A 12,567-nucleotide genomic window follows, 5' to 3' on the forward strand; every position below is an offset into this window, starting at 1 on the left:
GATGGCACAGAAGATCATCCGCGTCGGCGACATCGAGATTGCCAACGACAAACCCATGGTGCTGTTCGGCGGCATGAACGTGCTGGAAAGTCGTGACATGGCCATGCAGGTTTGCGAAGAGTATGTGAAGGTCACCGAAAAGCTCGGTATCCCTTACGTGTTCAAGGCCAGTTTCGACAAGGCCAACCGGTCTTCTGTGACCTCCTATCGTGGTCCTGGCCTGGAAGAAGGCATGCGCATCTTCCAGGACATCAAGCAAGCCTTCGGCGTGCCGATCATCACCGACGTCCACGAGCCTGATCAGGCCGCGGTCGTCGCTGAAGTCTGCGACATCATCCAGTTGCCAGCCTTCCTGTCGCGCCAGACCGACCTCGTGGTCGCGATGGCCAAAACGGGCGCTGTGATCAACATCAAGAAAGCCCAGTTCCTCGCCCCTCAGGAAATGAAGCACATCCTGAACAAGTGCGTGGAAGCGGGTAACGATCAGTTGATCCTCTGCGAGCGTGGTTCGAGCTTTGGCTACAACAACCTGGTCGTCGACATGCTCGGCTTCGGCATCATGAAGCAGTTCGAATACCCGGTGTTCTTCGACGTGACCCACGCGCTGCAAATGCCTGGTGGTCGCTCCGATTCCGCCGGCGGTCGTCGCGCCCAGGTCCTCGATCTGGCAAAAGCCGGCATGAGCCAGTCCCTGGCTGGCTTGTTCCTCGAAGCCCACCCGGATCCGGACAACGCCAAATGCGACGGTCCTTGCGCCTTGCGCCTGGACAAACTGGAGCCATTCCTGGCCCAGCTCAAGGCTTTGGACGAACTGGTGAAGAGTTTTCCGACGGTAGAAACCGCGTAATCCTCAATTCTCCGGTAAAGTACCGCACGATTTAACGCTCAGGCCCTCGGGCCTGAGCCTTGTCGTCTGCAAGACTGCCCGCTGCACCCACTTGCCGACGATCAAAGATTTCCTACAGCTGCGTCGTTTTCGTCAACTTTGGAGTGTTTACAACAATGGCTAAAATCGTCGACATCAAAGGTCGTGAAGTTCTCGACTCCCGTGGCAATCCCACCGTGGAAGCGGATGTGCTTCTCGACAACGGCATCATCGGCAGTGCCTGCGCGCCGTCCGGTGCTTCCACTGGCTCGCGTGAAGCGCTCGAGCTGCGTGATGGCGACAAGAGCCGTTACCTGGGCAAGGGCGTTCTGAAGGCCGTAGCCAACATCAACGGTCCGATCCGCGACCTGTTGAAAGGCATGGACCCAAGCGACCAGAAAGCGCTCGATCTGGCAATGATCAAGCTCGACGGTACTGAGAACAAAGGTTCCCTGGGCGCCAACGCGATCCTCGCCGTTTCCCTGGCCGCGGCCAAGGCAGCAGCACAGGACCAGGACCTGCCGCTGTACGCTCACATCGCTAACCTGAACGGCACCCCGGGTGTTTACTCGATGCCGGTTCCGATGATGAACATCATCAATGGTGGCGAGCACGCCGATAACAACGTCGACATCCAGGAATTCATGGTTCAGCCAGTAGGCGCCAAGTCTTTCTCGGAAGGTCTGCGCATGGGCACCGAGATTTTCCATCACCTCAAAGCTGTGCTGAAGGCCCGTGGCCTGAGCACTGCCGTGGGTGACGAAGGTGGTTTCGCGCCGAACCTGGCTTCCAACGAAGACGCTTTGAAAGTGATCTCCGAAGCCGTGGCCAACGCCGGTTACAAGCTGGGCACCGACGTGACCCTGGCCCTGGACTGCGCGGCCAGCGAATTCTACGAAGACGGCAAGTACAACCTGTCCGGCGAAGGCCAGGTGTTCACCGCCGAAGGTTTCGCTGATTACCTGAAAGGCCTGACCGAGCGTTACCCGATCATCTCCATCGAAGATGGCCTGGACGAGTCCGATTGGGCTGGCTGGAAGATCCTCACCGACAAGATCGGCGAGAAGACCCAGTTGGTAGGCGACGACCTGTTCGTGACCAACACCAAGATCCTGAAAGAAGGCATCGATAAAAAGATCGCCAACTCGATCCTGATCAAGTTCAACCAGATCGGCACCCTGACCGAAACCCTGGAAGCCATCCAGATGGCCAAGGCTGCCGGTTACACTGCCGTGATCTCGCACCGCTCCGGCGAAACCGAAGATTCGACCATTGCCGACCTGGCCGTGGGCACCTCGGCTGGCCAGATCAAGACCGGCTCCCTGTGCCGTTCCGACCGCGTTTCCAAGTACAACCAACTGCTGCGTATCGAAGAGCAGTTGAACGGCAAAGCCAAGTACAACGGTCGCAGCGAGTTCCGCGGTTAAGCGGAAATTGGTAAAAAGTCAGCGGATTGTGTCGGAAAAATCGCTACGGCGACGTTTTTGCCACTAATCTGATGCCTTATATGCACAAGCCTGGTTCTTCCAGGCTTCGTGCTATCAGAAGCTTCACGTTTTGGCATGGCTGTCTTTTTTCACTGGATACCTGATATTCGATGCGCAGTCCCAATTGGTTGTTCCTCATCCTGCTTTTGCTGCTGGCTGGCCTGCAGTACCGCCTGTGGGTGGGAAACGGCAGTCTGGCGCAAGTAGCCGAGTTGACTCAGCAGATTGCCGATCAGCAGGCTGAGAACCAGGCATTGCTGGAACGTAATCGGGTGATGGACGCCGAAGTCAGTGAGTTGAAAAAGGGCATGGAGACCGTTGAAGAGCGGGCTCGCCATGAGTTGGGCATGGTCAAGGACGGTGAAACCCTTTACCAGTTGGCCCAATGATTAATTCGTTACCGGCCTTCTGGGCCGTGATTCCTGCCGCGGGCGTCGGTGCCCGTATGGCCGCGGACCGTCCCAAGCAATACTTGCAACTGGGCGGGCGCACTATTCTCGAACACAGCCTTGGCTGTTTCCTTGATCATCCCTGCCTGAAAGGGTTGGTGGTCAGTCTTGCTGTTGATGATCCTTATTGGCCGAACCTGGCGTGTGCCAGTGATCCGCGTATTGCCCGGGTCGAGGGCGGTTCCGAACGTTCCGGATCGGTGCTCAATGCCTTGCTGCACTTGCATGCGCAGGGTGCCGACGATGAGGATTGGGTACTGGTTCACGATGCCGCACGGCCGAACCTCAGTCGTGACGATCTGGACAAGCTGCTGGCTGAACTGGCTGACGATCCTGTCGGCGGACTGCTGGCGGTTCCGGCACGGGATACGCTCAAGCGAGTCGACAAGCACGGTCGTGTGGTCGAAACCGTGGACCGCAGCGTGATCTGGCAGGCCTTCACGCCGCAGATGTTTCGCCTTGGGGCGTTGCATCGGGCTTTGGCGGACAGTCTGGTGGCCGATGCCGTTATTACCGACGAAGCCTCGGCGATGGAGTGGGCCGGTTCGGCACCGCGCCTGATCGAAGGACGGTCCGATAACCTCAAGGTTACGCGTCCTGAAGACCTTGAATGGTTGAGGCAGCGTTGGGCCAATCGCCACTGATTGACATTGGTTTTGTGCTGCCCCCAATCGCGAGCAAGCTCGCTCCCACATTGGGCGGGGACGAACACAAATCTTGTGAACGCCAGCAAACCCTGTGGGAGCGAGCTTGCTCGCGATTACGGTAGTACAGACAACCGCCATCCTGCTGACACACCGGCACCTTCCTAGCTTCGATACTCCGGCCTTTCAGCCAACCCCTCCTTCAAAAAGTCCACCAGCTTGCGCACCTTCGGCGACAAATGCCGTTGCTGCGGATACAACGCCCAAACCGCCGTGTTCGGTGGTTGATGTGCTTCAAGCAACGAAATCAACGCGCCGCTATTCAAATGCTCCAGCACGTAATAGTCCGGCAACTGACACAGCCCCACGCCTTGTAGCGCGGCATCCAGCACCGCTTGCCCACTGTTGCAGCGCCAGTTTCCCTGCACCCTTTGCGAAAATTCCCGCCCGTTCTGTTCCAGTTGCCAGAGGTCCGAGCTACCGATGAGGCAGTTGTGGCGGCTCAGCTCCGACAGGCTGTGCGGGCGACCGTAGCGCTCAAGGTAGGAGGGCGATGCACAGAGAAACATGCGTCGCGGCGCGAGGCGGGTGGCGACCAGCCGTGAGTCCTGCAAACGCCCGAGGCGAATTGCCAGATCGAGGCCTTCGTGCACCAGGTCAAGCTGGCGATTGGTCAGTTCGATGTCGATGCGCAGTTGCGGATACAGCCCCATGAAGCGGGTCACCAGCGGCACGATGAAGCGCTCGCCATAAGCCACGGCGCAGGTCATGCGCAGCATGCCCTTGGGTTCGCTGGTCAGGTCGCCGACCGCTCGCAATGCCTCTTCGCGGCCATCCTGCAAACGCTGGCAATGTTGCAGGAAGGTTTGCCCGGCCTCGGTCAGCGTGACCCGGCGGGTACTGCGGTAGAGCAGGCGAGTTTGCAGGCGTTCTTCGAGGCGTACGATTTGTCGACTGATATGGGAGGAAGAAACCCCCAGGCGTTGCGCAGCAGCGGTGAACTGGCTGCATTCGGCAACGGCGACAAACTCGTCGATCCCTTCCCAGCGATTTTCGGACATCAATGATTATCCCTGTGCGGCAATAATATTTTGCATTTGCATCGATTATTCATCGTTGAGCCATGTATTACACTCACTGTCTCGTTTTAATTCACTGGAGAGTCATCATGATCAAGTCGCGCGCCGCCGTTGCCTTCGAGGCCAAGAAGCCCCTCGAAATCGTTGAAGTCGATGTCGCCATGCCCAAGGCCGGCGAAGTATTGCTGCGCGTGGTGGCCTCCGGTGTTTGCCATACCGATGCCTACACCTTGTCCGGCGCTGACCCGGAAGGCATCTTCCCGTCGATCCTCGGCCATGAAGGCGGCGCGATCGTGGAGGCGATCGGCGAGGGCGTGACCTCCGTTGCGGTGGGCGATCATGTAATCCCGCTGTACACCCCGGAATGCCGTCAGTGCAAATTCTGCCTGTCGGGTAAAACCAACCTCTGCCAGGCGATTCGCGCGACCCAGGGCAAAGGCCTGATGCCGGACGGTACTTCGCGTTTTTCCTACAAGGGCGAAACGATTTTCCACTACATGGGCACTTCCACGTTCTCCGAGTACACCGTGCTTCCGGAGATTTCCGTTGCGAAAATCGCCAAGGAAGCACCACTGGAAAAAGTCTGCCTGCTGGGCTGTGGTGTCACCACCGGTATCGGTGCAGTGCTCAACACCGCCAAAGTGAAACCGGGTGATACCGTGGCCATTTTCGGCCTCGGCGGCATCGGTCTTTCGGCGGTGATTGGTGCTGTGAAAGCCAAGGCTGCCCGCATCATCGCCATCGACATCAACCCGGCGAAATTCGAGATCGCCAAACAGCTGGGCGCAACCGATTGCGTGAATCCGAAAGACTTCGATCGTCCGATCCAGGAAGTCATCGTCGACATGACCGATGGCGGCGTGGATTTTTCCTTCGAGTGCATCGGCAACGTGCAACTGATGCGCGCGGCGCTGGAGTGCTGCCACAAGGGCTGGGGCGAGTCGGTCATCATCGGTGTTGCCGGTGCCGGTCAGGAAATCTCGACCCGTCCGTTCCAGTTGGTCACCGGTCGCGTCTGGCGCGGTTCGGCGTTCGGCGGTGTGCGCGGCCGTACCGAGTTGCCAAGCTATGTGGAAATGGCTGAGACCGGCGAGATTCCGCTGGATACCTTCATCACCCACACCATGGGCCTGGAAGATATCAACAAGGCGTTTGACCTGATGCATGAAGGAAAAAGCATCCGCTCCGTCATTCATTTCTGAGGTCTGTCATGAGCCTGGAAAACATCTCCTGCCAGAAAAGCTTTGGCGGTTGGCACAAGCGCTATCGCCATCGCTCGGAAGTGCTCGGCTGTGACATGGTGTTCGCCGTGTACCTGCCTCCTCAAGCGGAGCAGGGCGGCAAGCTGCCGGTGTTGTACTGGTTGTCCGGCCTGACCTGCACCGACGAGAACTTCATGCAAAAGGCTGGCGCCATGCGCATGGCCGCCGAGTTGGGGCTGATCATCGTCGCACCGGACACCAGCCCTCGCGGTCCTGATGTGCCGGGCGATCCGGATGGCGCCTGGGACTTCGGTCTCGGCGCCGGGTTTTACCTGAATGCCACCCAGGAGCCTTGGTCGCGCCACTATCGGATGCATGACTATGTCGTGCAGGAATTGCCGACATTGGTCGAAGCCCATTTCCCGGCGTCGGACAAGCGCGGCATCAGTGGCCATTCCATGGGCGGCCATGGTGCGCTGGTCTGCGCATTGCGCAATCCGGGGCGCTATCTGTCGGTGTCGGCGTTCTCGCCAATCAACAACCCGATGGATTGCCCGTGGGGGCAGAAAGCCTTCTCCCGTTATCTGGGAGAGGACCGTTCGAAATGGCGCGAGTGGGATGCCTGCGCGTTGATTGCCGAGGCCGATGAAAAGTTGCCGCTGTTGGTCGACCAGGGTGATCGCGACGATTTCCTCGCCAGCCAGCTCAAGCCGGAAGCCCTGCAGCAGGCGGCCAAACTGGCGGGTCACCCGCTGACGTTGCGCCTGCAACCGGGCTATGACCACAGCTATTTCTTCATTGCCAGTTTCATAGACGACCACTTGCGGCATCACGCGCATGCTCTAGGTGCCTAATGCAGGTAGAATCACGCCCTGACAAAAATCGGGGCGTTTTTTTATGCGTATTGGCCACGGCTATGATGTGCACCGTTTCGCTGAAGGCGATTTCATCACTCTGGGCGGCGTGCGCATTGCACACAGCTTCGGGCTGCTCGCTCACTCTGACGGTGACGTCCTCTTGCACGCCTTGAGCGATGCCTTGCTCGGCGCCGCGGCGCTGGGCGACATCGGCAAGCACTTCCCGGATACCGACCCGCAATTCAAGGGCGCTGACAGCCGTGCGCTGTTGCGTCACGTCGTCGCACTGGTCCATGCCAAAGGCTGGAAAGTCGGCAACGTCGATAACACCATCGTCGCCCAGGCGCCGAAAATGGCCCCGCATATCGAATCGATGCGCGCGCTGATTGCCGCGGATCTTCAAGTAGAGTTGGATCAAGTGAACGTGAAAGCTACCACCACCGAAAAGCTCGGCTTTGTCGGTCGCGAAGAAGGCATTGCCGTGCACTCCGTTGCCTTGTTGCTGCGCGCATGAACGAACTGCAACTGCTCGGCCCGCGGGCCTATGGTGAACCCCTCGGCACCGCGGTACTGAAAGCCATTGCGGAAGATTTCCAGGTCGACGAAGTCCTTGATATTCCCCTCAGTGGCGAAGGCGAACACCTGTGGATCTGGGTGGAAAAGCGTGGTTTGAACACAGAAGAAGCGGCGCGGCGGATTGCCAAGGCTGCCGGCGTGCCTTTGCGCACCGTCAGTTATGCCGGGCTCAAGGACCGTCAGGCGTTGACTCGCCAGTGGTTCAGCGTGCAATTGCCGGGCAAGGCCGACCCTGATCTGTCGGCCGCGCAAAACGATACGCTGAAGATCCTCAAGACCGCCCGCCACAAACGCAAACTGCAACGCGGTGCGCACTCGGCCAACGGTTTTACGTTACGCCTGACGCAATTCGCTGGCGACAAGGCTGCGCTTGAAGAGCGTCTGCAACTGATCGCCAAACAAGGCATCCCCAATTATTTTGGCGCCCAGCGTTTCGGCCATGACGGCGGCAACGTCGTCGATGCTCGCGCCTGGGCCGCGCGCAAGGCCTTGCCGGAGCAGCGCAATGTGCGCTCGCGTCTGCTCTCCACGGCGCGCAGTTTTCTGTTCAATCAGGTGCTGGCCGCGCGTGTCGCCGATGGCACCTGGCAGTGTGCCCAGGTGGGCGATCTGCTGGCCTTCACCGACAGTCGCAGCTTTTTCCCGGCAGGCGAAGCCGAGTGCAGCGACCCGCGCCTGGCGATTCTCGATCTGCACCCGACCGGTCCGCAGTGGGGCGAAGGTGACTCGCCGGCCACGGGCGTTGTCCATGAACTGGAGCAGGTTATCGCCGCACGCGAAGCGGATTTGCGTGACTGGTTGATCAACGCCGGTATGAGCCACGAACGTCGCATCCTGCGGCTGCCCATTGGCGGGCTGACGTGGCATTATCCCGAGCCTGACATTCTGCAACTGGAATTCATCCTGCCGGCCGGATGCTTCGCCACCGTATTGGTGCGTGAGCTTGTTGATCTGGTGCCGGTGGGGCAGACGGACAGCCCATGCGTATTCTGATTTCTAACGACGATGGGGTAACCGCACCCGGTCTCGCCGCGCTTTATGCTGCGCTGGCGGATTACACCGAATGCGTGGTTATCGCCCCGGACCAGGACAAAAGCGGCGCCAGCAGTTCGCTGACGCTCGACCGTCCGTTGCACCCGCAAACCCTGGCCAACGGCTTTATCAGCCTCAACGGCACGCCCACCGATTGTGTGCACCTGGGCCTCAACGGCCTGCTGGAGCGCGAAGCGGACATGGTGGTTTCCGGAATCAACCTGGGCGCGAACCTGGGGGACGATGTCCTGTATTCCGGCACGGTGGCGGCGGCCCTTGAGGGGCGTTTCCTGAAACACCCCTCGTTTGCCTTTTCGCTGGTCTCACGCCAGGTAGATAACCTTCCCACAGCTGCCCATTTCGCGCGCAAACTGGTCGAAGCCCATGCTGACCTGGATCTGCCACCGCGTACGGTACTGAACGTGAACATTCCCAATTTGCCGCTGGACCGTATCCGCGGTATCCAGTTGACCCGCCTGGGCCATCGCGCGCGTGCCGCGGCACCGATGAAAGTGGTGGATCCGCGGGGCAAGTCCGGTTACTGGATCGCTGCGGCCGGGGATGCCGAAGACGGTGGCCCGGGTACCGATTTCCATGCAGTGATGCAGGGTTATGTTTCGATCACGCCGCTGCAACTGGATCGCACCTTCAATGATGCCTTCAGAAGTCTGGACGGCTGGCTGGAGGGGCTGCGCTGATGGGTCGCGAACAAGACGATATGCTGCGTCGCGGCATCGGCATGACCTCCCAGCGAACCCGGGAGCGGCTGATCCAGCGCCTGTACGAAGAAGGCATCTCCAACGCCAGGGTGCTGGAGGTCATTCGCCGGACCCCGCGCCACCTGTTCGTCGACGAAGCGCTGGCGCACCGTGCCTATGAAGACACGGCGCTGCCGATTGGTAATAACCAGACCATCTCCCAGCCTTATATGGTGGCGCGCATGAGCGAGCTGCTGCTGGAGGCCGGTCCCCTCGACAAGGTGCTGGAGATCGGCACCGGGTCGGGTTATCAGACGGCGGTGCTGTCGCAACTGGTCGAGCGTGTGTTCTCGGTCGAGCGCATCAAGGTTCTGCAGGATCGGGCAAAGGAACGCCTGGTCGAACTGAACCTGCGCAACGTGGTGTTCCGCTGGGGCGACGGCTGGGAAGGCTGGCCGGCACTGGCGCCGTACAACGGGATTATCGTCACCGCAGTGGCCACCGATGTGCCCCAGGCTCTGCTTGATCAGTTGGCACCGGGAGGCCGGATGGTGATCCCGGTCGGGGCCGGCGAAGTCCAGCAATTGATGCTGATCATCCGCGAGGAACAAGGTTTTTCCAGGCATGTTCTGGGGGCGGTGCGCTTCGTGCCATTGCTCAATGGGCCACTGGCCTGAGCATTTGTTTCGGCACGCTGAATTCTCTTCGATTGCCTTTGTCTTACTGCGGCATCGTTCGGTTGAACGGGATTCATCGTCAGGCAGCAAACGTGTGCGCGACACCGATTCGCCACATTAAAGTTAAAGCGTGCACGGCTCGTTATACTTGCGACAGTTCATTGCCGGACTCCGGTATTTCACATTTTCAGCCACCACAGAGGGAGCGGCGGGTGAGTCTCACAGTCATTGCGCAGCGTATGAGTAAAACGAGCTTTCAGCGCCTGGTGACTGGCCTTGTCTTGAGCACGTTGCTGGTCGGTTGTTCCAGCAACAAGTCCAGCGATGTTCGTGTCCTGGACCGCAACAATGCCGCGGCCCAGCGCCCGGCCGTAACCACCGGACAATACGTCGTTCGGCCCAAGGACACCCTGTTCTCCATCGCCTTCCGTTACGGCTGGGACTACAAGGCCCTGGCTGCGCGTAACAACATTGCTGCGCCTTACACTATCCGTCCAGGTCAGACGATTCGCTTTGATGGTCGTACCGATTCAACGTCGACAGCGGTGGTCAGTTCGTCCAGTTCAACACCTTCGTCGTCGAGTAAAACCACGGTCATCCGTCGTCCGGTAAACGGTGCGACCGCCAGCACAACGACGGTTTTACCGTCCGTCGCCAACAAGCCAGCACCCGCTCCGTTGCCCCCTCCCGGGCCAGCCCCGACGGGCTGGGGATGGCCATCTAATGGCATTCTGATCGGGAAATTCTCTTCAAACGGTAGTTTGAATAAAGGAATTGATATCGCCGGTGATTTGGGACAGCCTGTTTTAGCTGCGTCTGATGGGACGGTGGTGTACGCCGGGAGTGGCTTAAGGGGCTACGGCGAACTAGTGATCATCAAACACAGCGAAACTTACGTCAGTGCCTACGGACATAACCGCAGGCTGTTGGTTCGGGAGGGGCAGCAGGTCAAGGTCGGACAGACAATTGCCGAAATGGGGTCAACGGGTACAGACCGGGTGAAACTGCATTTTGAAATTCGCCGCCAGGGTAAACCTGTAGATCCGCTGCAATTCCTGCCACGTCGTTGATCGCTTACCAGCCTGTTCCGTCGCGTAGAGGGGACAGGCTCCAGCGTTGCCAGGGATGAAGGCGCCGCTTGAGCTTGAGGTCGAACTCACCAAAGGACTATAACAATGGCTCTCAGTAAAGAAGTGCCGGAGTTTGACATCGACGATGAGGTTCTCCTGATGGAGAGCAGCATCGATACGGATTCGATGTCGAATGATGAAGGGGCGGCTCCACCTTCCGTTCGTGCCAAATCCAAACACTCCGCATCGTTGAAACAACACAAGTACATTGACTACACGCGGGCACTTGATGCCACGCAGCTGTATCTCAATGAAATTGGTTTCTCTCCCCTGCTGTCCCCCGAAGAAGAAGTTCATTTTGCGCGCCTGTCGCAAAGTGGCGATCCGGCCGGGCGCAAACGCATGATTGAAAGTAACCTGCGGCTGGTGGTGAAAATCGCCCGGCGTTACGTCAATCGTGGGCTGTCGCTGCTGGACCTGATCGAAGAGGGCAACCTCGGCTTGATCCGGGCGGTGGAGAAGTTCGATCCGGAACGCGGTTTCCGCTTCTCGACCTACGCGACCTGGTGGATTCGCCAGACCATCGAACGCGCAATCATGAATCAGACCCGGACCATCCGGCTGCCGATCCACGTGGTCAAAGAGCTGAATGTGTACCTGCGGGCTGCGCGGGAGCTGACGCAAAAACTCGACCATGAACCCTCACCCGAAGAAATCGCCAACCTGCTGGAAAAACCGGTGGGAGAGGTCAAGCGTATGCTCGGCCTTAACGAACGGGTTTCTTCGGTCGACGTCTCGCTGGGTCCGGATTCGGATAAAACCCTGCTCGATACCCTGACTGACGACCGTCCAACCGATCCATGTGAACTGTTGCAGGACGACGACCTGTCCCAGAGCATCGATCAATGGCTCTCGGAACTGACCGACAAGCAACGCGAAGTGGTTGTACGCCGCTTCGGCCTGCGCGGTCATGAAAGCAGCACCCTTGAAGACGTAGGCCTGGAAATCGGCCTGACCCGGGAACGGGTCAGACAGATTCAGGTGGAAGGCTTGAAGCGGCTGCGCGAGATCCTGGAAAAAAATGGTCTGTCGAGCGAGTCGCTGTTCCAATAAGGCGCTCACAGCGATGGCATGAAAAACCCCGACTGGCTCGGGGTTTTTTATTGCCTGGCCAAGAGACCGAATCCCCTCGGGATTTTGGTTTCCTGCTGTAAGCCTTGGCTTACTCTTGCGTAAGTGTTCGTTATTTTTACACTCTGGCAGTCGTCCATGCTGAACGCCGATTGTCTCTATCTTTTTGATTTATATAACTATTTTTTATTATTAATGGCGTGTGACAGTTGGGTTTCGCGCCAAAGGGCGATTGATCCAGGCGGGGAAAGGTCTAGTATTCAGGTTGTGTCGACGGACAGACACGTCCTTCATGGATGAAGGATATGGATATCGCAGGACGCGATTCATCAGGACGATGAAAAGGAACACAGGGAATAGGGAAAAAATGTGGGCGGGTCAAACCGCCCCTTTTTTTGCCTGCAGAAAAGCAAAAAGGCCCTTGTGGGGCCTTTTTCGCGAACGCGGGGGTAATCAGCGTTCGAGGTCTGCGATCTTGCCTTTCTTGCCATCCCACTCTTCAGCGTCGGGCATCGAATCTTTCTTCTCGGTGATGTTTGGCCAGATATCGGCCAACTCAGCGTTCAGCTCGATGAAGTTTTCCATGCCGGCCGGAACCTCATCTTCGGAGAAGATAGCCACGGCAGGGCATTCAGGTTCGCACAGCGCGCAATCGATGCACTCATCCGGGTGAATCACCAGGAAATTCGGGCCTTCGTAAAAGCAGTCCACCGGACAGACTTCTACGCAGTCGGTGTACTTGCACTTGATGCAGTTGTCGGTGACGACGAAGGTCATTTCTAATTTTCTCCTCAGGCGCG

General features: G+C 58.5%; 14 protein-coding genes. 12 read left to right on the forward strand and 2 right to left on the reverse strand.

Annotated features, from left to right (window positions below):
- Nucleotide 1: 1 nt before the first annotated feature.
- The 4 genes from kdsA to ispD all read left to right on the forward strand — a co-directional run bounded on the left by kdsA (nucleotide 2) and on the right by ispD (nucleotide 3,445).
- A complete protein-coding gene (gene kdsA, locus KGB28_RS04490) occupies nucleotides 2-847 on the forward strand; it encodes a 3-deoxy-8-phosphooctulonate synthase (protein ID WP_056720954.1) in 846 nt (281 codons plus the stop codon).
- A gap of 155 nt (nucleotides 848-1,002) precedes the next feature.
- A complete protein-coding gene (gene eno, locus KGB28_RS04495; RefSeq protein WP_056720952.1) occupies nucleotides 1,003-2,292 on the forward strand; it encodes a phosphopyruvate hydratase in 1,290 nt (429 codons plus the stop codon).
- 170 nt (nucleotides 2,293-2,462) lie between these two features.
- A complete protein-coding gene (ftsB, locus tag KGB28_RS04500) occupies nucleotides 2,463-2,741 on the forward strand; it encodes a cell division protein FtsB (RefSeq protein WP_007970710.1) in 279 nt (92 codons plus the stop codon).
- Entirely contained in the window at nucleotides 2,738-3,445 is a 708-nt protein-coding gene (ispD, locus tag KGB28_RS04505; protein ID WP_223442778.1) for a 2-C-methyl-D-erythritol 4-phosphate cytidylyltransferase, read from the forward strand. The genes ftsB and ispD overlap by 4 nt, the downstream gene beginning before the upstream one ends.
- 164 nt (nucleotides 3,446-3,609) lie before the next feature.
- Here ispD and KGB28_RS04510 read toward each other — a convergent pair whose 3' ends face one another.
- The gene (locus KGB28_RS04510) at nucleotides 3,610-4,506 is read right to left on the reverse strand and encodes a LysR substrate-binding domain-containing protein (protein ID WP_223442780.1); all 897 of its coding nucleotides are present in this window, start codon (nucleotides 4,504-4,506) and stop codon (nucleotides 3,610-3,612) included.
- Between the two features lie 107 nt (nucleotides 4,507-4,613).
- Here KGB28_RS04510 and KGB28_RS04515 point away from each other — a divergent pair, with 107 nt between their 5' ends.
- The 8 genes from KGB28_RS04515 to rpoS all read left to right on the forward strand — a co-directional run bounded on the left by KGB28_RS04515 (nucleotide 4,614) and on the right by rpoS (nucleotide 11,749).
- Nucleotides 4,614-5,726: an S-(hydroxymethyl)glutathione dehydrogenase/class III alcohol dehydrogenase gene (locus tag KGB28_RS04515; RefSeq protein WP_015093777.1), complete on the forward strand. Its 1,113-nt coding sequence runs from the start codon at nucleotides 4,614-4,616 to the stop codon at nucleotides 5,724-5,726.
- Nucleotides 5,727-5,734: 8 nt separating this feature from the next.
- Nucleotides 5,735-6,580: an S-formylglutathione hydrolase gene (gene fghA / locus KGB28_RS04520; RefSeq protein WP_223442782.1), complete on the forward strand. Its 846-nt coding sequence runs from the start codon at nucleotides 5,735-5,737 to the stop codon at nucleotides 6,578-6,580.
- Nucleotides 6,581-6,623: 43 nt separating this feature from the next.
- On the forward strand, nucleotides 6,624-7,097 hold the full coding sequence (gene ispF / locus KGB28_RS04525; protein WP_007970721.1) for a 2-C-methyl-D-erythritol 2,4-cyclodiphosphate synthase: 474 nt from the start codon (nucleotides 6,624-6,626) through the stop codon (nucleotides 7,095-7,097).
- Nucleotides 7,094-8,152 (forward strand): tRNA pseudouridine(13) synthase TruD, encoded by a 1,059-nt coding sequence (gene truD / locus KGB28_RS04530; RefSeq protein WP_223442785.1) that lies wholly within the window; start codon nucleotides 7,094-7,096, stop codon nucleotides 8,150-8,152. Before ispF ends, truD begins: the two co-directional genes overlap by 4 nt.
- Nucleotides 8,140-8,889, forward strand: a complete 750-nt coding sequence (gene surE / locus KGB28_RS04535; RefSeq protein WP_008054064.1) for a 5'/3'-nucleotidase SurE — start codon at nucleotides 8,140-8,142, stop codon at nucleotides 8,887-8,889. The genes truD and surE overlap by 13 nt, the downstream gene beginning before the upstream one ends.
- Nucleotides 8,890-8,930: 41 nt before the next feature.
- Entirely contained in the window at nucleotides 8,931-9,566 is a 636-nt protein-coding gene (locus KGB28_RS04540; protein WP_172435346.1) for a protein-L-isoaspartate(D-aspartate) O-methyltransferase, read from the forward strand.
- 212 nt (nucleotides 9,567-9,778) lie between these two features.
- Nucleotides 9,779-10,636 (forward strand): peptidoglycan DD-metalloendopeptidase family protein, encoded by an 858-nt coding sequence (locus KGB28_RS04545; RefSeq protein ID WP_223442788.1) that lies wholly within the window; start codon nucleotides 9,779-9,781, stop codon nucleotides 10,634-10,636.
- Between the two features lie 105 nt (nucleotides 10,637-10,741).
- Nucleotides 10,742-11,749 (forward strand): RNA polymerase sigma factor RpoS, encoded by a 1,008-nt coding sequence (rpoS, locus tag KGB28_RS04550; RefSeq protein ID WP_007990225.1) that lies wholly within the window; start codon nucleotides 10,742-10,744, stop codon nucleotides 11,747-11,749.
- A 471-nt stretch (nucleotides 11,750-12,220) separates the two neighbouring features.
- Here rpoS and fdxA read toward each other — a convergent pair whose 3' ends face one another.
- Nucleotides 12,221-12,544 (reverse strand): ferredoxin FdxA, encoded by a 324-nt coding sequence (gene fdxA / locus KGB28_RS04555; RefSeq protein WP_150727667.1) that lies wholly within the window; start codon nucleotides 12,542-12,544, stop codon nucleotides 12,221-12,223.
- Between the last annotated feature and the right edge of the window lie 23 nt (nucleotides 12,545-12,567).

Source organism: Pseudomonas sp. BF-R-19 (genome assembly GCF_019956445.1).
Lineage (GTDB): Bacteria > Pseudomonadota > Gammaproteobacteria > Pseudomonadales > Pseudomonadaceae > Aquipseudomonas > Aquipseudomonas fluorescens_BH.